We start from the raw sequence: 19,832 nt of genomic DNA on the forward strand, positions 1-19,832 counted from the left end.
AACTGGCGGCGCAAGACTGTGTTTGGTGCCTATATGGTGCTCGGCTCCCTTCTGGCGGCGCTTGCCGTCATCCTGCCACTTGGCTTCCCTGTGTTTGATCCGCCCGCGCCCTCCGGGCCCCATGGTGTCGGATATGCACACACCATACTGACGGATGACAGCCGCACAGATATTGTGACGCACAGCGCGCGCGAGTTGCCGGTGCAGGTCTGGTATCCGGCCAGCGTGCCTGCGGACGCGGAGCCGCTGCCTTTCATCCCCGATGTGGAGCAGGCAGGGCACCTGATGGGTGACAATCTTGGCCTGCCGCTTGAGTTTTTTGATTATCTCGGCGACATCAAGGGCCATAGCTATGACGGTGCGCCCGTCGCGCGAGCGGGCGGCTTTCCCGTGCTGGTGTTCAGCCACGGCTTCGGCTCCATCGGGGCGCAAAATGTGCTGCTGATGGAACATCTGGCAAGCCACGGGTATGTGGTCTTTTCGCTTGAACACCCGCACCAGAATGCATGGGTGCGGCTGAAGGGCGGCAAAACCGCGTCCTTCAACCCTGAGGGGTTCCAATATGATGACCTGACGCCAGAAAAAATCGCCGAACTTGAAGCCATGATTGTCCGCCTTGTAGATGCGCCCGACTATGAGGCTTATGCCCGCGAGGTTTTGGCCTTCATGACCGAGCAGTCGGGCCTCATGACCGGTATGAAGCTATGGCTTGATGATACGGACTATCTGCTCGACCAGTTGCAGGCAAGCACCATAAACGCCTTTGAGCCGCTATATGGCAGCATGGATATGAACCAGCTTGGGGTTTTCGGCATGTCCTATGGCGGGGCGGCGGCGGGCATGCTTTGTCTTGAAGATGCACGCTGCAAGGCGGGCATCAACATGGACGGCCTGCAGTTTGGCGAGCGCGGTATGCTCTTCTCCATCAGTCGCCCGTTCATGCTGATGAATTCTGACAGCAACCTGTTCCTGGAGCCGTCAAAGCGCAGCGGGCCGACAGCGTTCAAGGTGAATGAGTTTGTCTACAGGCAGGCGACGGGGCCTATGTATAGCCTCACCGTCGCCAATGCCAAGCACATGAACTACAGCGATTTCGCGTTCCTTATGCCGGTGGCGAAATACCTTGGCATGTTCGGGTCGGTGGATGCGCACGCCATGAACCGCATCATGAACGACTATGTGCTGGCATTCTTTGACACCTACCTGAAGGGCGAGGCCTCACCGCTTCTTGGCCGAAAGGTAGCCGGTGATGGCGTAATACTGGAATTCATCCACCGCAATGTGGGTGAGGGGGCATTTGCTGCCGGGCAGCAATTGAAGGAGGAAGAATAAAAATGTTTAAATGGGGACAACGTACCTGGGGCAAGTGGGCGATGACGCTCGGCCTTGCCACCGTGATGGCGACGGGCGCCGCCCATGCTGGCACGCCGGATTTAAAGGACGCGGGCGAGGTGGAGGCCTTTGCCGACGGCGTTATCAAACCGCTGATGCAGAAGGAGCACAGCCCATCAGGCGTTGTGGCCGTGATGCAGGGCGGGGAGGTTATCTTCCAGAAGGGTTACGGTTATATCGACGTTGAAAAACGTATCCCGGTGGACGCTGAAACCAGCATGTTCCGCCCGGGCTCCATTTCCAAACTGTTTACCTGGGTGTCCGTCATGCAGCTCGCCGAACAGGGAAAGCTGGATATCGACACAGACGTGAACGAATATGTCACCCAGTTCAAGGTTGAAGATACCTTTCCCGGTAAGCCAGTTACGCTGAGGCATATCATGACCCACACACCGGGTTTTGAAGACGGTGCGCTTGGTTACCTGATCATCAATGACCCGGATCGCATCGAGCCGCTTGCGAAATCCCTTGAGGAACACCAGCCAGCGCGTGTGGTGCCGCCCGGAACCCGTGTGTCATACTCCAACTGGGCGACCGCGCTTGCAGGCCTGATTGTGGCCAACGTGTCGGGTGAGGACTTCAACACGTATGTCCAGAACCATATTTTTGGCCCCCTCGGCATGACCCATTCCACTTTTGTGGAGCCGCTGCCCGCCGAGCTTGAGCCCTTCATGGCCAAGGCCTACACCTACGGCGCCGGTAAGTACAAAGAAACACCGTACGAGATTGTCACCAATTTCGGCCCGGCCGGTGCGTCCGCGGTTTCGGCACCCGACATGGCGAAATTTGCGCGCGCGCTTCTGAACGGTGGCGAGTATGACGGCGTGCGTATTCTGAAGGAAGAAACGCTTAACCAGATGCTCAATGAAGGCTTCTCCCATGATCCGCGGGCGCGCGGTATGGGGCTTGGGTTCATCAAGCGTGACTTTGGCGGGCCCGAGTTCGAGAACTTCGGCCATGACGGGGGCACCACCATTTTCATTTCACACTTCGGGCTTTCCATCCCGAATGACTTCATGCTGTTCTCAAGCTTTTCCGGCCCCGGTGCCGGGCCGGTGCATCAGGCGTTTGTGGAAAACTTCTATGACGAGTTTTTCCCGCAGGAATTGCCTTATGTCGAACCGCCTGCCGACTTTAAGGAGCGCGGCCAGAAATACGCAGGTTCCTATGTTTCCTCGCGCTCCAGCTATACCAAGGTGGAAAGCATCCTGCGCGGCCTCGGCAGTGTGAATGTGACTGTGATGCCTGATAATACGCTGATGATCGGTGACACGCGCTACGTGGAGGTGGACAATAATGTTTTTCGCCAGGTTGACGATAACGACCAGATCATCTTTCAGGAAAACGCAGACGGCGAGATCACCGGCTACGTGCTTGACGGCATTGGGGTGATGCAATTCTATCCTGCTAAATTTTATGAGACAAAAGGCTATATCTCCATCGTCGTGGGGCTTTCATTGCTGGTGTTTGTTGGTGTTTTCATCCGCCTCGCGCTTCAGTGGGCGCGTTTCCGTGCTTTGAATGGGCAGGCTAAAAACGCCTACCGTGCCACGCTTTTGGTGGCCGGTGCCAACATCCTGTTTTTCGTGTTTGTTGGCCTGACGATTTCAGGCGGAATGCAGGCGCTGTTCTACGCTATACCGGGCACGCTCAAGGTCGCGCTTGTCTTCCCGATCATCGCGCTTCTGGCAACGCTCTATCACCTCTATACGACGTTCCTTGTATGGCGGGACGGTTTGTTTGAGGGGCTGTGGCCGCGCATCCGGCATAGCATCGTAGCGTTATTTGCCGTGCTGATGGTGTGTTTCTACCACACATGGAACCTGATTGGTTTCAATTACTTCAGCTAAGACTGGTCGCAGTTCAGACACAATAAAATCCGGCGCTATGGCGCCGGGTTTTATTATTCCGCATTCGGTTGCCCGGTTTTGCAGGCGTTGATTGCACGCTGGAAACGTCCGATAAAATCCGGCTCGCGCGCAGCGAAGGGCCGGGAGACCTGATAAGCTACCGGGAAGGATTTGTAGAGGCTGGCCCCCATGTGCCGGGCAACCAGCGCCTTGGTCGCCTTTGGCAGCTTCCAGCGGAAATCCACCGCCAGAACGGCGTCCGCTGTGCCAGAGATCACCATATGGATCAGGCGCATATGGTCCGCGCTGCCGGGCACGAGTGTGTAGCCTTCGTCCTTCAGCATCACCTCTGTACGGGACCCGGTATAGGCGGTGACTTTCGCGCCATCACGAAAGCCGTCATCTTCCGGTTTAAGCGGGGCACTTTTGAGGTAATACCACATCAGGTCGACATTGCCGACAGGTCCTACCAACCGATTCAGGCGTTCTTCCTCACCCGCCAGCACACTCGGGAACCACAGAGCGTTATCCTGCAGTTTCATCAACTCCTGTGCACGGGAAAGGGGCGCAAGTTCATAGTCTACTTTGATGCCGAGAGAGCCAAAGGCACAGTTGGCGATGTTGATAGCAATACCGGAAATGCCTGTATCTTCGGACCACTGTGCGGGAAAAGTGTCACCGTGAGTATAAAGGCGTACGTGCTGTGTGTCGGCTGTTGCGGGCACAAATGCGGCACAGCCAAGCACAAGTGCCGCCACCAGTTTCTTCCGCACAGACACTCGGTTACCGCTGTGTGCTCGCGCGGGCATCTTGGAAACTGCTGCCATGTAAAAGTCTTTGCCTCCAGCACGATGAAAGTGCGTGTCCCACCCAGAAAAACATCGTCACCATACTGCTATACCGCTGGTTGATCAATGTTTCCCCTCACCTTGATGCGGTGGTCTTAAGACTTCCCTAATGCGGGATGCTTTTTTGCTTTATGTCACAAATGCTTGTCGGGTTTTACATCGGTGCAGACCGCGCTGTACAGTTGGTGCAAAAACCGCCTATGCTGGACCAATATCATCATGCACCTGAAGGGGGAGAAACCATGCTGGAACCATATCTCAAACGGCTAAAAGGGGCGGCACTTGTTGGCTTGATGTCTGCCACGATCATCAGTTGTGGCGAGGCGACACAAGACGCTGCCCCCCATGACCTGATCATCCGCGGAGGAACGATTGTGAACGGCAGCGGTGATGCCCGCTTCACCGGCGATGTGATCGTGGACGGTGACCGGATTGTTGCGGTCACCAAAGGTGCGAGCCCGGCGCAAGCCACCGAGGAAATTGACGCCAGTGGCCTGATCGTGGCCCCGGGTTTTATCAACATGCTGTCATGGGCACCGCATACCCTGATCGTGGATGGGCGCGGCATGTCTGATGTCTTGCAGGGTGTCACGCTTGAAGTGATGGGCGAGGGGTCCTCCATGGGGCCGCTCAATGACGCGATGAAACAAACCGCGGTTAACCAGCAGGGCGACTTGCGCTTTGATATTGAATGGACCAGCTTGGGCGACTATTTTGACTATATGGAAGCGCGCGGCATCTCGCCCAACATCGCGTCCTTCGTCGGCGCAGAAACTGTGCGGGTGCATGAGTTAGGCGAAGATGATATCGATCCCACGCCGGACCAGCTTGCCGCCATGCGCGGCCTTGTGCGCAGCGCGATGGAAGAAGGTGCGCTGGGGGTGGGCTCGTCCCTCATCTATGCGCCCGGCACTTTTGCGGAAACAGATGAACTGGTCGCGCTCACCACCGAGGCAGCGAAGTGTGGCGGCATGTATATCAGCCATATGCGCTCGGAAGGCGGGAAGCTTCTTGAAGCAGTGGATGAGTTGATCACCATCGCGCGCGAAAGCGGTGCCCCGGCAGAGATTTATCACTTCAAGCAGGGCGGCAAAGACAACTGGTCGAAGATCGACGGCGCGATAGAGCGGGTGGAAGCTGCCCGCGCGGAGGGCCTGCGTATCACCGCTGACATGTACACCTATACAGCGGGGGCCACCGGGCTTGACGCCGCCATGCCCACATGGGTTCAGGCAGGCGGTTACCCCAAATGGCGTGAACGGTTGCAGGACCCGGAAATCCGTAAACGCGTGGCTGAGGAGATGAAACACCCCGGCGATGGTTGGGAAAACCTTTATGCCGATGCAGGAGGGCCAGAGAAAACCTTGCTGATGGGTTTCAATAACCCGGAACTGAAGAAATACACCGGCATGACCCTGGCTGAAGTCGCGGCAGAGCGCGGCACAAGCCCGGAGGAAACCGCGATGGACCTCGTGATCGAGGACGGAAGCCGTGTGGGTGTTGCCTATTTCCTGATGGATGAAGACAATGTGAAACGTGCCGTGGGCCTGCCGTGGATGAGCTTTGGCTCGGACGCGGGTGCGCCCGCCACGGAAGGCGTGTTCCTCAAATCCTCCACGCATCCGCGCGCTTACGGTAATTTCGCCCGTGTGCTCGGCAAATATGTACGCGAGGAAGGCGCGACAACGCTTGAAAGTGCTGTGCACCGGATGACGGCTTTCCCAGCTTCAAATCTTGGAATCAGGGATCGTGGCACCCTCAAGGAGGGGCAGTATGCCGACATTGTGGTGTTTGATGCCGCGACCATCACCGACCACGCGACCTATGAGAACCCGCACCAGTACGCAACCGGCGTGCGCGACGTGTTTATCAACGGTGTGCAGGTGGTCAAGGGCGGTGAACATACTGGCGCAACTCCGGGGCGGGCGCTGCGCGGCGCAGGCTGGACCGGCTGGCCGGATGGCGGTGCCTGCGCTGACTAGGGGGCAGCCTTGCGGGATTCGACGAGGAAACTCGATGGAATGCCAGGTCAGATGAAAAAAGCCCCGGCCGGATGACCGGGGTTTTATCCTTTGCCAAGGGGTGTTTATGCCGGTGGTGTGCGGTGTACGGCAATAAGGGTTTGACCTGCTTGCTGCATAATTGTAACTATTCTACCCTTGGATTGATCGTCCAGGGGGACCATCAGATGCACCACACCTTAATGATTATGCTGTCGCTTGCGGGTGCGCAGGACAGCCCGGATAGCGAGACATTGTTATCGGTTCAAGCCACTGAAAAGTTGGTGCTGGACTGTTCGACTTCGCTTGAAATTTCTAAAATCGACGAAATCGAAACTGCGGATGAGAAAGCCGCGCGGCACGACACGGATTTTTTCAAAGCCCTGATGCAGACAGATAAATGCATCGACAAGGTTACCGAGAGTGCAGCAGCGGCCGGCGGTGGCGGTGGCGGTGGCGGTGGCGGTGGCGGTGGCGGCGCAGGTGGCGCTGGTGGGGGCCTGAAGGGCACTGAAAAACCTGCGACCACAGGAGGCTCAGGCGAGTCCCTGGAAGCTTCTGAAAGCGGCGGGGCGCCTACCCGAACAACAACTTCGCCCGCTATGCCCGGCAGCAGTGGCGCCATTCCCGAAGATATACCAGATGGCCGCAATGACGATGTTGTGGCGCGGCAGTTGCGTGAGGCCGCCCAACAGGAGACAGATCCAACGGTGCAAAAGGAACTTTGGAACGCGTACAGAAAATATATCGGGCAGAAACCGGTGGAATAACATATGGCCCGAACCGGGGCCTTGCCTGGACCCGATCGATTGTCGCACGCGCGATATTTATTCGATTTCAGGGGGTTAACTGAACAAGAGTGTGAAGGGGGAACCATATGTCGATGCAAAAAATTTGCGTCCTGATATTTTCGTTAGTTATTTTGGGCGCCACAGAGAGCCTGGCCAGCAACAAGCTGGATGTCGCTGTTCCTGTGTTTGATCCGGGTATCCCGGAAGACTATGACAAATGGGAAAAAGAGAATATCTACCCGGAAGTTCGTCGCTCGGAAGCGCGGTATCTGGCGTTACAGCTCGCAGAAACCTTGACAGGCACCGGGCAGTGGGGGGCTGTGCGTGTGCTGCCCTCGCGGGATGAGGTGATCAGCGATATTGTGGTTTACGCAACCATTGTGGAATCCACCGGAGGGTCCCTCAAGCTCAATGTTTTCGCCTATGACAGCACGGGTAAGAACCTCTTGAAAAAGAAGTATAAGCACGAGGTTCACCCGCGTTTTTACACCGACCGCACGAAAAAAGGCGTGGACCCCTACCAGAAGGTGATGGCGGCTATCGCGAACGACCTTTCCGCCAAGGCACGGAAACTCAAAGACAAGTCTGTCCGGAATATCAAGAATACGACCACGTTGCGGTATGGCCATTCTCTCGCGCCGGAAGCCTTTGGCGATACCCTGAAAATCAAGGGAAAGAAAAAGCAGTCATGGAAAATTAAACACATGCCTGCCGAAAATGATCCGATGCTGCAACGTGTTGCCATGGTGCGGTTGCGTGATGACATGTTCACCGACGCCATGCAAACCACCTATCAGAATTTCTCAGGCAATATGGCGGAGGATTATCTCAAGTGGCGTCAGGAAAGCTCTATTGAATATCACGCCATGAAAAAAGCCAAGAAGCAGGCCACCGGACGTATATTGGGCGGCATCCTGGCGGCGGCGGCCGGTGTGGTGGTCGCGGCTGAGACCAAAGGCACCTACGGCGACGCGGCGGCTGTCGGCCTCATTGGTGCTGGTGCCGTGGGTGTGGCCAGTGGTGTGAAGAAAAACAAACAGGCCAGCCAGTATAAGGCAATGATGGCAGAGCATGCCAAATCCTTCGATGCAGCGATCGAACCACAGGTGGTTGAGTTTGAGGAGGAAACAGCGACACTGACCGGCACCATTGAGGAACAGTTTGTACAGTTCCGTGAGCTGCTTGCCCGTGTGTACCACAGTGAAAACGCCATATCCTGACGGAGCAGTTCCCCGCCGATGACCGCGCACGACGACGACAAGGAAGTGCTGCCCGTGCAGGGTGGAACCAGAAAGCTGGACGCGGACCAAGGCGGCGGCGTCACACAAAGCCAAATGCTCGTTGTGGTGGGGTTTATCGCCTTGCTGGCGGTGGTGGCTATTTGGCGTCTGGTCTATCAACCCACAAGCCCGAGTGAGGTACCGGAGCCGGCCCCCGCGCCGCACCGGACAGAGCAGACGAGACCTTCGGCCACCCCAGCGGCCGCGACCCTGCTGCCTGAGCAACTGGCGTGGCGTGACGAGGCGCTTGCCGTCCTTGAGGCATTGACACCGAGGCTCTTGTCGCTGGAACGGCGCGCCCTTGCCGACTGGGCAGCAGATGAGCATAAAGCGCTGCGCGGCCTCGTCGCCAGCGGTGAGGAAGCCTACGCTGAACAGCGCTTCCGCGATGCGCGGGATTTTTACGCAGACGGTTTGGCGCAGGTTGAAACGCTGGAGGCTGCTTTGCCCGCCGCCTTTGCCGACTATGAAGCACGCGGCATGGAGGAGATTGCACAAAAGCGTTATGACGAGGCGCTCGCTATTCTTGAAATCGCTGGCCAGATGGACCCCGACCACGCAGGGGTGGCTGCCGCCATCAACACTGCGCAAAACGGGGAAGCGGTGGACCGTCTGGTGACAAAGGCGGCTTTTGCGCTGGATGAAGGCGAACCGGGCGAGGCAAGCGGCTATCTGCGGCAGGCGTCAACGCTTGACCCGGCGCGCGCCGACGTTCGGCAACTGGCGGCAAGAGCAACAGCGATGGCGCGCCAGCAGGCTTTTGCGTCGCACATGCGCGCCGGGCACACAGCCTTGGCTGCCGAGCGGTTTGATGACGCGCTGGCGGCTTTTGGCCGTGCGCTCAAGCTGGAGCCGGGCAGGGAGGAAGCCGCCAGTGCCGTGGCGGGTGCGGTAAAGCAGAAAAAAGACTATCAATTGGCCGAGTTCAGGAAACGCGGTGCGGAGGCCATGGTGGCGGAAACCTGGGCCGATGCCGCCGGGCTATATAAGCAGGCACTATTGGTTCAGCCCGATGTGGCCTTTGCCAAAATGGGGTTGCAGCAGGCGACATTTTACGGCGAAAAACAAAAACAGATCGCGGCCCTGCTCGCCCGGCCGGAGCGCCTGAGCGACAAGGCTGTAGCAGGCCACGCGGCCTCCATTATCGCAGAGCTTGATGCTGGCCCAGGTACAGATACAGGCACAGATAAAGCTACAGGCCCGCCGGCCGGTCTCGCACGGGCTCGCGACAGTTTGCAGGCTGCCCTGAAAGCGTCGAACACGCTGGTGCCGGTGACGGTAACTTCCGACGGCCGCAGCAGTATTTCCGTTGTCCGGGGCCAAAGCTACAGCCCGTTCAAGCGCAAAACGCTGGAACTGAAGCCCGGCAACTATACCCTGCTGGCGCGGCGCAAGGGATACCGAGACAAACGCATAAGTTTTCAAGTGCCGCTGGATGGCCAGCCGGTAACAGTGACCATAGGTGCCGATGAAAAACTCTGACGATAAACCCGACGCGGGCGGCGCCTTTGTGCCCCGTCGTCTTGCACCTGTGAAAAGCGGCGGCGGGCCGCTGAAGCTCATCGTGCTGGGCGCGCTGGTTGCGTTGATCCTTATGGGTGCGGGCCTGATTTATTTCACGCGAACGGTGACGCTGAACGCAGAACCCGCAGGCAGTCACCTTGTGCACGCCGGTGGGCTGTCTGTGTTGCAGGGCAATAAGCTATACGGCTTCGGTGGGCAGCATGAGATAGAAATATCCGCGCCGGGCTATCGGGAGCAGACGATCAGCCTTCAGCTTGATGAGAACGTACCGCCTACCCTGCGCGTCACACTGGATGAGTTGCCGGGGCAAGTGCGTTTTAAAGTGGCCGGGCCAGAGACGGCGCAGCTTTATATCGGTGACGGCTTTGTGCAGGATATTGTGCAACAAACCGGGCAGGACGTTATTGAATTCGACCGGGGCAGCTATGCCTACCGGATTGAGCATCCGCGGTACCTGCCTGCCACCGGCACGCTTGAGGTTGCGGGCTTTGGACAGGCGCAGACCATTGATGTTGCGCTTGAGCCGAACTGGCGCACCGTGACGCTGACGTCTGAGCCTGCGGGCGCCACGGTTTCGCGCGGTGATGAGGTGCTGGGCACAACACCTTTTGAAATTGACCTGATCCCCGACCTCTATGTGCTGTCGTACCGGCTACCCGGTTATGGTGACGAGAAACAATTGCTGGAGTTTGAACTGGGGCCGGAACTTGTGGCGGATACGGTGTCATTGTCGCCTGCTGGCGGTAGTTTGACTGTTACCAGCACCCCGCCGGGTGCCCGTGTGCTGATCGGCGGGGCCTATGCGGGTATCAGCCCGCTCACACGGCCGGTGGTGGCAGGCAAAGACTATGCTATCCGGGTGGAAAAAGACGGCTATGACGGTTGGGCTGGCAGCCGGAAGGTGAAATCCGGCGGCAAGGTTGCGGTTACTGCCAAGCTGGTGCAGCAGTTTGGCGCTGTCACTTTTACCAGCACGCCAAAATCCACGCTTTATATTGATGGCAAACGTCAGGGCGAGACCCCCGTCAAGGCACGGTTGCCTGCGGGGGATCACAAGGTTGAATTTCGGCTCAAGGGATACCGCACCATTCAGCAGGTTGTGCCGGTCAAGAAGGATGACAAGCGCGAGATTGCAGCCAAGCTGTTGACCGAAAAAGAAGCCCGCCATGCCGAAGCAAAACCGGCATATGTCAACAGCGCAGGCATGACCATGATCCTCGCCAAACCGGGCGCCTTCACCATGGGGGCTCCGCGGGGTGAACCCGGCCAGATGGCCAATGAAGTACAGAAAACCGTTCAGATGCAGCGCTGGTTTTATATCAGCGAAAGTGAGGTCAGTAACCGGCAGTTTGCCGACTTCCTCAAGGAAAACCCCGCTATGGCAGGGAAGGGCGCGGGCAATGCGAACCTGCCGGTGACAGGTATTGGCTGGGATATTGCTGCCGCTTATTGCAACTGGTTGAGCGCGCGCGAGGGCCTGCCACAGGCCTATCGGGTACGGCGCGGGCGTATTGTATTGGATAATGCGTCAATCGGATACCGCCTGCCGACGGAAGCTGAATGGGAATGGGCAGCGCGGGTGGCGGGCCGGCCAGACATGCCGCAGCTTAAATACCCGTGGGGCGGTCGTTCTGTTATCCCGCCGGGTGCGGGCAATTTCGCTGACAAGGACGCGCCGTCTTCACTGCCGAACCGCATTCCGGACTACGCAGACGGTTTCAGCGGTGTGGCGCCGGTGAAGTCGTTCAAACCCAATGCGTTGGGGCTTTATGACCTTGGCGGGAATGTATCGGAATGGGTGCATGACTATTACGGCATTATACCGCCCATGTCAGGCGCGCGCATCACAGACCCGGTTGGGCCGGGTGACGGTATTGACCACGTGGTCAAGGGGTCAAGCTGGCGGTCAGGCAATGAGACGGAACTGAGGTTCTCATACCGGACCTTCAGCGAAGGCGCGGCAGACCATATTGGTTTCAGAACAGGAAGGTGGGTGCACTGATGTTAAGAACACGGACAGGACGACTTTTGCTGTTGCTTATGGGTGCGCTGGCTGCGGGCAGTGGCCTGAAGGCCATGACCGCGCAGGACATCAAGGACGTCAGGGTTTCACAGGAAGTGGAGGCGGATCATTCCGTGCCATTCCCTGTGGATATTTAGGAGTTTGTCATGAACAAGTCTTTGATGAATAAAGCCATTTGGGTGATGGCGCTGATTTTCTCGGCGCTTATCGTGAACTCCGTCTACACATTGATGATTGAACCCCAGGCGGCGCTTGACCTGCAGCAGGCTGCGGAAACAGGACAACCCGCACCGAGAACATGGTCGGTTCTCCTGAAGGATACCGAACAGCAGGTCTGCATTGTTCTTTTTATATGGGCGATGGCGGGCATGGGCAGCAAGGCGCTGCGGACGCGTGCCCAATCAAAACTGTTAGGCATTGAATATATCCCGCGTGAAGAAAATGAAATCATCACACCAGAGAAGGCCGCAACCTATTACCGCTTCCTGAAGTCGCTGGAAGACCCGGCGGAGCGAGACGCGATCCTGCCTCAAATGCTGATTACCAGCCTCAGCCATTTTAACGGCACAAGGGATATCGGCAGTGCAACAAGCGTCGCGCATCAGGTCAGCGACCTGAAGGCCGATCATATGGAAGCTGAGCTGTCCCTTGTCCGGTACGCTGCGTGGGCTATTCCGTCCGTTGGTTTTATTGGCACAGTCAGGGGTATTGGTGCAGCGATGTCGCAGGCGGGGGAAGCCCTGAACGGCAATATCACCGGGGTGACCGAATCGCTTGGTGTTGCCTTCAATTCGACACTGGTGGCCTTGTTCCTGTCGGTTATTCTGATGCTGGCCATGCACGGGTTGCAGATGTATCAGGATGGCCTGATCCAGAAATGCAATGAATATTGCCAGCGCCATCTGCTTTCCCATCTGGGCTTGCAGACCTAGCGCCGGGAACCAAAAAGCGTGGCATCAAAACGGCGAAATCGGCGCAATGTGGCCTTCAACCTGGCGTTTCTGGATGTGATGTCCTGCGGCTTCGGCGCGGCTGTTTTGCTGTTCCTGATCATCAAGCACGGCTTGGCGCAAAACCCGTCGACGGATGCAGAAGTCGCCCGCCTGATGAAAGACATGGCGGACCGGCAGATCGAGATCGCCAGCATTGAAGCCGATATTGAGGCCCTTGAAGACCAGAGCGGCGAAAACGACGCCAAGCTGGCAAGCGTGGCGGGCGCGATTTCAGATGCGGGCGCAGAAGCGGATGCGGTCAAGCTTGCGACGGTCAGCCTGTCCGGCAAGATCGAAGAAGCCAGAAAAGCGTTGTCAGCAGCCGAGGTTGAGGTGGCGCAGCAAGAAAAGGACAGCCGGGTCGCGATCGCAGGGCAATCGTCTCAGCAGTTCCTGACCGGCCTTGCGGTGAAGGGCAGGCGTATCGTGATCATGGTGGACCATTCCGCCAGCATGCTGGACGAAAAAATCCTCAATATCGTACGACGGCGCGCCATGGGCGGGGAAACCGCTAGCAAAGCGCCAAAATGGGTGCGCACCCAGCGCATCGCGCAGTGGCTGGTGAACAAGCTGCCGAAGGGCAGTCAGGTGCGCTTTGTCTCTTTCTCTGAAACCGCAGAGGTGATCCCCGAAGACCGCTGGTTAAGTGCCACCGACCTCAAAGCCGTGACGGATGCCTTGCAGAAAACCACAAGCATGACGCCCAGTGGCGGCACCAACCTTTACCATGCCTTCGATAGCCTGAACCGCCTGACACCCAAGGCGGATGCGGTCTATCTGGTGACGGACGGCTTGCCCACCATGGGGCGCAGTAAGCCCAGGGGCACGACCGTATCCGGCAGCAAGCGTGTGGAACTGTTTAACGAAGCCCGGCGCGCCAGGCAAAGGTTGCGCGCGCGCTTTAATGTCATTCTGCTGCCGATCGAAGGCGATCCGGATGCGGCATATCTTTATTGGCAGTTGGCGGCAGATACTGGCGGCCGCATGCTCAGCCCGTCGGAGAAATGGCCATGAGCAGACGCCACAAAAGGACAACGGTGGAGGTTTTTGGCTTTTCGTTCCTTGATGTCATCTGCTGCGGCTTTGGTGCTGTGTTGCTGCTGCTGATCATCAGCCGCGTCGGCGGTGAGCCGGAGCCGGAGCAAAGCGGCGACGTTATCAGCGAGCTCAGACAGGCTTTCTTCAGTTTGAACCGGGAGCGTGAGGCGAAGGAGCAGCAGCGCCAGCAGCTTGAGGAAGATCTGGGGGCAGGCATGCAGATGCTGGCGCGCAAGCAGGCCGAACTTGACGCTGTGATGAAGTCCCTGCAAACGGCAAGGGATACGCTGGACGTGCTTAGCGTTGCGTCCAATCAGGTTGAAAGCGCGAAGATGTCACTGGATGCGCGGCTTATGCGCATTACGCCCGCAAGCAGGGAAGAGGTGGGCGGCATCCCGGTGGATAGCGACTATATCATCTTTGTTATCGATACATCGGGCTCAATGCAAAACATCTGGGGCCGGGTCCGGGCTGAGGTTGAGAGCATTCTGAACATCCACCCCAAGGTGCGCGGCATCCAGATCATGAATGACAACGGCAAATATATGTTCAGCGAGCGAGCGAGAACATGGATACCTGACAGCAAAACCAACAGGCAGTTGATCCAGCGCCGCATGGTGGGTTGGGCGGCGAATTCCAACAGCAGCCCGGTGGAAGGCATCCAGCAGGCGATCAGTGATTTTTATGATCCGTCCCGCAATATCAGCATCTATGTGTTGGGGGACGAATTTGGGGGCAGTTTCACCGAACCGGTGCTTGAGAGCATCCGCAAAGCCAACCGCAAAGGCGCAGGCGGTGAGAGGAAGGTACGCATTCATGCCATCGGCTTTAACACCAAAGTTGGCCCTTCCAGCGGCAATTTTGCCAAGCTGATGCGGCAGGTGACGCTTGAAAATAACGGCACCTTTCTGGCGCTTGAGTAGGCCACGGCCTTTTTGCCACCTCGCATGTCATGAATATTGGGAATGGGTAGCGGTAAAAGCGGAATGATTTTGCATGAGTGAGAAACCCGTCCTATCATCGTGCCGATTCCGGCACGGGAAGGACGAACATGCGGCCCAAATCCAAACATCTTGAAAGCTTCCGCGAGATTATGCGCACGGGGTCTGTCACCGATGCGGCGCATAACCTGGGGCTGACCCAGTCGGCCGTCAGCCGTCAACTGGCGCAGCTTGAGCATGAACTGGGGCTTGAACTGTTCTACCGCGACAAGGGGCGGCTGACGCCGCTGCCGGAGGCGGTGGAACTGTGCGGCGAAGTGGACCTTGCGCTTTCAAGCTTTGACCGCATTGCCCTGCTGGCCGATGACCTGCGCAATCTCGCCAAAGGCCAGTTGCGCGTTGTTGGCCCGCCGAGCTTTGTGGAAGGTGTGTTGGCGGGCGCGATTGCCAGCTTCCTGAAAGCTTACCCGGATATCAAGTTCACCATCGATTCCCGCAACCATGAAACCATTGTCGAACAGGCGGTGTGCCGCGCGGTGGATTGTGGTTTCCTCAAGCTGCCCATGTCGCACCCCAACCTGACCGTTGAGCATATCGTGAGCGCGGGTACCGTCTGTGTGCTGCAAAAGGGTCACCCGCTTGAAGGCCGTAAGGTGCTGACGCCGAAGGATTTGAAAGACCAGCCGCTTGTTCTTCTTGGCAAGGGCAAAGCGTTCCAGCGCCAGCTTCAGGATGCCTTCCGCGAGGCCCAGGTGTGGATGAATGTGAAGGCGGAAACCCATGCCATTGGCGCATCATGTGCGTTGGCGGCTGAAGGCGTGGGCGTGGCATTTGTCAATGAACTTATGGGCCGTACCTATAAGGGGCTTGGCGTCAGCATTGTGCCGTTCCGACCCAACATTGAGCACCGCTACGCTTTTGTCACGTCATCACAGATCCCGATGTCGCGGGCCGCCGCTGCCTTTCTCGCACACTGCAAGGCGTATTTCCGGCAGCGATAAATCGTCGAAAACCCTTGAAGTTTGGCGTTTTCCCAAGGCTCGGCATCGCGCGGTGCATGACTTTCAGGAATGGGGTTGCGCTATATTTTCATAATATTGAATGATTGTGGCTGCCTCCTCTAGCTTTTCCGAAACCAAGAGAAATGCATGGGTGCCCACCCAATGCGCACCGGTCGAGGGAGGACCATTTGTGATGGAAAACTGTGGAATGAAACGGTCACGTCAAAGCTTGCTGATGCTTGGCACTATTTTGGGCTCAAGCATGATGGCGGTGCCGGTTGCGGCGCAATCGGCTGACACGCCAGACGCCGATGTTGTCGTGTTCGAGGAAGTGTCGGTTGTTGGCTCGCGCATCAAACGCAAGGACGAGGTATCGAACAGCCCGGTGTTTACCCTGTCGGGTGATGACCTGGCGGCCACTGGCCTCGTGTCGCTGGGTGAAATGCTGCAGGAACTGCCGGGGGTTGGTTTCAGCCTGAACTCAAACGGTTCAGGCGGCGTCAGCCACGGCACCAGCAGCATCAACCTGCGCAACCTGGGCGCCAACCGCGCGCTGGTGCTGGTGAACGGTCACCGCTGGGTGGCGGGGTCCGGCACGCGCGGCTTCCGCGACTTTGTCGACATGAACACCATTCCGCAGGCCATTGTGGGCCGGGTTGAGGTGCTCAAGGACGGCGCGACCGCCATTTACGGTGCCGACGCCATCGCCGGTGTGATCAATATCCACACCAAAAAGCTTGAAGGTTTTGAAGTCAACGCCTATGGCGGCACCACCACGCGCGGTGACGGCGAAAGCCTGAGCTTTGACGCCTCATGGGGACAGTCGTTTGACCGTGGTTCGGTGCTTGTGTCGGCCATGTATACCGACCAGAAAGAAATTTATACCGAAGACCGCGAGTTGACGCGCGTGCCGCTGAACAGTTGGTCCACCACCAACCCGAACGGCCGTTTCACCGGCACGCCGCTTGGCGGCACGCTGACCCGAATTGAGGGCACGAACGGCACCTCGCCCGACGATTTCCGCGCCTATGAAGACCCCGCCGACCGCACCAATATCTATGATCACACCTATGTCACCGGGCCGTTGCGGCGCTATTCCATATGGGGGCAAGCTGAGTATCAGGTGTCGGACAATATCCACGCCACGGCCGAGATCCTGTATAACAACCGCCGGTCCGACCAGTTGTTTTCGCCCATCACCACCAGCGTGCGCGGCTCCTATGGCTATGAATTGCTGGCAGACCACCCCTATAACCCGTTTGGTCAGGACTTCCCTTCCAACATGCGGCTTGACCGCCAGTTGAATGAGCTGGGCCAGCGTGTGAACGAACAGAATGTCGAGACATGGCGTTTTGCTGCCGGGCTGGACGGCGAGTTTTCAAACGGCTGGTCGTGGGATGTGTTCTATTCCTACGGCAAGAACGACTCCACCTTCGATTCCTATAATCAGGCCAACCTTGAGCATCTGGCGCTGGGCCTTGGCTCCAACGAGAGATGCGCCGCGGTGTCAGGCTGTGTGCCGATCAACTATTTTGGCCCGCTGACGGCCGAGATGGTCGAGTATCTGCGCTATAATTCACATGATGAGCACGGCACGCGCCAGCATGACGTGACCGCCAACATCACCGGCGACCTGTTTGACATGCCTGCCGGTGTTGTCGGCTTTGCCGCGGGCTTTGAATACCGCCGCGAAAGCGCGTTCGATAACCCGGATTCCTATGTTGGCGCCAGCCCCATTGTGAACAGTTACCGCACCACGTCTTCCGCGCCGCGTGAGGCGTCCAGCGGGTCGTATGATCTGTATGAATTTTATACAGAGCTGAACGTGCCGCTGTTGAAGGACCTGCCACTGGTGCATGACTTGAATGTGGACGCCGCCGTGCGCTATTCGCACTACAGCACATTCGGTGACACCACCAACACCAAGTTCGGCATTGGCTGGCGGCCGGTTGAAGACCTGTTGATCCGTGCAACCTTTGCGGAAGGCTTCCGCGCGCCGTCTATCCTTGAGGCAACCCCGGCGATGCGTGCCACCAACCTTGTGGCAAACGACCCCTGCAGCGGTGGCGGTGCCGGCCTTGTTGGCTGCGCCGGTGTGCCCGCGAGCTATGAGCAGGTGGGCAACGCCGTAACGGCAACTGTCAGCGGCAACCCGGACCTGCAGCCAGAGACATCGCGCAACTACAGTGTCGGCGCGGTGCTGACACCAAAGGCCGTGCCCGGCTTGTCGCTGTCGGTGGACTGGTACCGCATCAAGGTGTCTGACACCATCACCAGCCTTGGGTCGCAGCGTATCCTGAACCTGTGTGCCAACACCGGGGAAAAATGCAGCCTGATCACGCGGGACAGCGCGACGGGCGAGATTATCAACCTGCTTGATGGCCCGGTGAACCTTAACACCACCACGGTTGAAGGCTGGGACATGACCGCGCGGTACCAGCTTGACGGCATAGATATGGGTGATTTCACCTTCCTGGCGGACGCATCCTACCTTGCCAACTATACCGATGAGCTGGTGAACGACGATGGTTCCATCACGGTGCAGGAGCGCGAGGGCACCTCAAACGTATTGCGGGAAAGCATTCCCAAATGGCGCGGCAAGGGCTCGGTCCAGTGGCATAAGGGCCAGTGGTCGGCGACCTATTCCGCACGGTTGATCGGCAGCACCGACGAAGACCCGGATGACCCGCTTGCAGGCGATATCCCGGCTGTCTGGTATCATGATATCTCCGCCACCTACGATCTTGAAAATCAGGATATGTCGGTAACGCTGGGTGTGGAAAATATCTTCGATAAACAGCCGCCTGTGTCGTTTGTGAACACAAACGTGAACTTCGATATCAACACCTATAACGCCCGCGGCACGTTCGCATATCTGCGTTTCACTGCCCGCTTCGGCGGCTAGGGTATCTTCCCGACTGCCCGCCCTGCGACCATCATGCGGGGCGGGCAGCCTTCCCCCGGGGCTGTTGCGCCCCGGCCCCATGGTCAGATCAATCAGGAATGGAAGCCACCAAGTGCCAGAAAGTGTTCAGGAGTTGACGGTGATGCAGGATGTGATGGTGGCCATGCGCGACGGGGTGCGGCTGGCCACCGATGTGTATCTGCCGCGCGCTTTTTCGCAATCGACAGACGGCGGTTGCTGGCCGGTGCTGCTGGAACGCACGCCTTATAACAAACAGGGGCTGAACCGGTCTGAAAAGTCGCAGGAGTTCCCGGACGGCCTGTCGCGTGCTGACATCGCCCGCTGGTTCGCCCGGCGCGGCTATGTGGTAGTGATGCAGGATTGCCGGGGGCGTTATGGCTCGGAAGGCACATTTTCCAAATACCTCAATGAAGCCGAAGACGGCTTTGACACCATGGCCTGGATCACAGCCCAGGGCTGGTGTAACGGCAGGGTCGGCACATTCGGTGTGTCTTATGGCGCGCATACACAAATTTCCGCCGCCTGCCTCAACCCGCCCGGCCTTGCGTGTATGTTCCTGGATTCTGGCGGCTTTGCCAGCGCCTATCACGGCGGCATCCGGCGTGGTGGCGCTTTCGAGCTGAAGCAGGTGACATGGGCTTATAAACACGCGCTTCTGAGCCCCAAAACAAAGGCAGACCCGGCGCGCCGTGAAGCGCTTGAAAGCGTGAACCTCGCTGACTGGTTCCGCGATATGCCTTGGACGCCCGGACATTCGCCCCTAAGTGCTGCACCGGAATATGAGGCCTATCTGTTTGAACAGTGGCAGAACGGTGCGTACGGGCCATATTGGCAACGGCTCGGCTTATCCGCGCAGGAACATTATGGTGACATGCCGGATATTCCGGTGATGATCCTCAACAGTTGGTATGACCCTTATGTCGCCACGTCGGTGACCAATTATCAGGGGCTAACCAAGCACCACAAAAGCCCGACCTTCCTGACCATGGGGCCATGGACCCACGGTCAGCGTTCCTTCTCTTTCTCGGGTGAGGTGGACTTTGGCCCAGACGCGGTGTTTGAGAACCATTTTGGTATGGACTATCTGAGCTACCGGCTGGCGTGGTTTGACCGCTACCTTAAGGGCAAAGCGCAAGACGTGTTTGATGAGGATAAGCCGGTCACGTTGTTTGTGATGGGCGGGGCCGACGGCGACGCAGATGATGCCGGCCGCCTTGTGCATGGTG

Annotated in this window: 15 protein-coding genes; 14 read left to right on the top strand and 1 reads right to left on the bottom strand. The window is 58.0% G+C overall.

What is annotated here, in order from left to right; genetic code table 11:
- Both ACN0VM_RS17075 and ACN0VM_RS17080 read left to right on the top strand, forming a co-directional pair.
- On the top strand, positions 1-1,332 hold a 1,332-nt coding region (locus ACN0VM_RS17075), incomplete at its 5' end, for an alpha/beta hydrolase family protein (RefSeq protein ID WP_417452104.1).
- Between the two features lie 2 nt (positions 1,333-1,334).
- Positions 1,335-3,242 (top strand): serine hydrolase domain-containing protein, encoded by a 1,908-nt coding sequence (locus ACN0VM_RS17080; RefSeq protein ID WP_417452105.1) that lies wholly within the window; start codon positions 1,335-1,337, stop codon positions 3,240-3,242.
- Between the two features lie 53 nt (positions 3,243-3,295).
- Here the strand turns inward: ACN0VM_RS17080 and ACN0VM_RS17085 are convergent, their stop codons facing one another.
- A complete protein-coding gene (locus tag ACN0VM_RS17085; protein ID WP_417452106.1) occupies positions 3,296-4,069 on the bottom strand; it encodes a hypothetical protein in 774 nt (257 codons plus the stop codon).
- A 314-nt stretch (positions 4,070-4,383) separates the two neighbouring features.
- Here ACN0VM_RS17085 and ACN0VM_RS17090 point away from each other — a divergent pair, with 314 nt between their 5' ends.
- From ACN0VM_RS17090 to ACN0VM_RS17145, 12 genes are all read left to right on the top strand, one after another.
- Entirely contained in the window at positions 4,384-6,072 is a 1,689-nt protein-coding gene (locus ACN0VM_RS17090; RefSeq protein ID WP_417452118.1) for an N-acyl-D-amino-acid deacylase family protein, read from the top strand.
- Between the two features lie 206 nt (positions 6,073-6,278).
- A complete protein-coding gene (locus ACN0VM_RS17095) occupies positions 6,279-6,860 on the top strand; it encodes a hypothetical protein (protein ID WP_417452107.1) in 582 nt (193 codons plus the stop codon).
- A gap of 107 nt (positions 6,861-6,967) precedes the next feature.
- Positions 6,968-8,101, top strand: a complete 1,134-nt coding sequence (locus ACN0VM_RS17100) for a hypothetical protein (protein ID WP_417452108.1) — start codon at positions 6,968-6,970, stop codon at positions 8,099-8,101.
- An 18-nt stretch (positions 8,102-8,119) separates the two neighbouring features.
- On the top strand, positions 8,120-9,643 hold the full coding sequence (locus ACN0VM_RS17105; protein WP_417452109.1) for a hypothetical protein: 1,524 nt from the start codon (positions 8,120-8,122) through the stop codon (positions 9,641-9,643).
- Entirely contained in the window at positions 9,630-11,687 is a 2,058-nt protein-coding gene (locus tag ACN0VM_RS17110; protein WP_417452110.1) for an SUMF1/EgtB/PvdO family nonheme iron enzyme, read from the top strand. The genes ACN0VM_RS17105 and ACN0VM_RS17110 overlap by 14 nt, the downstream gene beginning before the upstream one ends.
- A complete protein-coding gene (locus ACN0VM_RS17115) occupies positions 11,687-11,845 on the top strand; it encodes a hypothetical protein (protein ID WP_417452111.1) in 159 nt (52 codons plus the stop codon). The genes ACN0VM_RS17110 and ACN0VM_RS17115 overlap by 1 nt, the downstream gene beginning before the upstream one ends.
- Positions 11,846-11,854: 9 nt before the next feature.
- Complete coding sequence (locus ACN0VM_RS17120) at positions 11,855-12,640, top strand: MotA/TolQ/ExbB proton channel family protein (RefSeq protein WP_417452112.1); 786 nt, start codon at positions 11,855-11,857, stop codon at positions 12,638-12,640.
- A gap of 18 nt (positions 12,641-12,658) precedes the next feature.
- Positions 12,659-13,714, top strand: coding sequence for a VWA domain-containing protein (locus tag ACN0VM_RS17125; protein WP_417452113.1), 1,056 nt, complete (start codon positions 12,659-12,661; stop codon positions 13,712-13,714).
- On the top strand, positions 13,711-14,661 hold the full coding sequence (locus tag ACN0VM_RS17130) for a VWA domain-containing protein (RefSeq protein WP_417452114.1): 951 nt from the start codon (positions 13,711-13,713) through the stop codon (positions 14,659-14,661). The genes ACN0VM_RS17125 and ACN0VM_RS17130 overlap by 4 nt, the downstream gene beginning before the upstream one ends.
- 128 nt (positions 14,662-14,789) lie before the next feature.
- Entirely contained in the window at positions 14,790-15,680 is an 891-nt protein-coding gene (locus ACN0VM_RS17135) for a LysR family transcriptional regulator (protein ID WP_417452115.1), read from the top strand.
- 208 nt (positions 15,681-15,888) lie between these two features.
- Complete coding sequence (locus ACN0VM_RS17140; protein ID WP_417452116.1) at positions 15,889-18,585, top strand: TonB-dependent receptor; 2,697 nt, start codon at positions 15,889-15,891, stop codon at positions 18,583-18,585.
- Between the two features lie 112 nt (positions 18,586-18,697).
- Positions 18,698-19,832 (top strand): CocE/NonD family hydrolase (locus ACN0VM_RS17145; protein ID WP_417452117.1); only part of this gene is annotated, 1,135 nt, incomplete at its 3' end.

This window comes from Kordiimonas sp. (assembly GCF_048260245.1).
Classification (GTDB): Bacteria; Pseudomonadota; Alphaproteobacteria; order Sphingomonadales; family Kordiimonadaceae; genus Kordiimonas.

What these genes read in the sequence shown, in the direction of transcription:
- ACN0VM_RS17080 (WP_417452105.1), top strand. Translation starts at nt 1,335, where the DNA reads ATGTTTAAATGGGGACAACGTACCTGGGGCAAGTGGGCGATGACGCTC.
- ACN0VM_RS17085 (WP_417452106.1), bottom strand. Translation starts at nt 4,069, where the DNA reads ATGGCAGCAGTTTCCAAGATGCCCGCGCGAGCACACAGCGGTAACCGA.
- ACN0VM_RS17090 (WP_417452118.1), top strand. Translation starts at nt 4,384, where the DNA reads ATGTCTGCCACGATCATCAGTTGTGGCGAGGCGACACAAGACGCTGCC.
- ACN0VM_RS17095 (WP_417452107.1), top strand. Translation starts at nt 6,279, where the DNA reads ATGCACCACACCTTAATGATTATGCTGTCGCTTGCGGGTGCGCAGGAC.
- ACN0VM_RS17100 (WP_417452108.1), top strand. Translation starts at nt 6,968, where the DNA reads ATGTCGATGCAAAAAATTTGCGTCCTGATATTTTCGTTAGTTATTTTG.
- ACN0VM_RS17105 (WP_417452109.1), top strand. Translation starts at nt 8,120, where the DNA reads ATGACCGCGCACGACGACGACAAGGAAGTGCTGCCCGTGCAGGGTGGA.
- ACN0VM_RS17110 (WP_417452110.1), top strand. Translation starts at nt 9,630, where the DNA reads ATGAAAAACTCTGACGATAAACCCGACGCGGGCGGCGCCTTTGTGCCC.
- ACN0VM_RS17115 (WP_417452111.1), top strand. Translation starts at nt 11,687, where the DNA reads ATGTTAAGAACACGGACAGGACGACTTTTGCTGTTGCTTATGGGTGCG.
- ACN0VM_RS17120 (WP_417452112.1), top strand. Translation starts at nt 11,855, where the DNA reads ATGAACAAGTCTTTGATGAATAAAGCCATTTGGGTGATGGCGCTGATT.
- ACN0VM_RS17130 (WP_417452114.1), top strand. Translation starts at nt 13,711, where the DNA reads ATGAGCAGACGCCACAAAAGGACAACGGTGGAGGTTTTTGGCTTTTCG.
- ACN0VM_RS17135 (WP_417452115.1), top strand. Translation starts at nt 14,790, where the DNA reads ATGCGGCCCAAATCCAAACATCTTGAAAGCTTCCGCGAGATTATGCGC.
- ACN0VM_RS17140 (WP_417452116.1), top strand. Translation starts at nt 15,889, where the DNA reads ATGAAACGGTCACGTCAAAGCTTGCTGATGCTTGGCACTATTTTGGGC.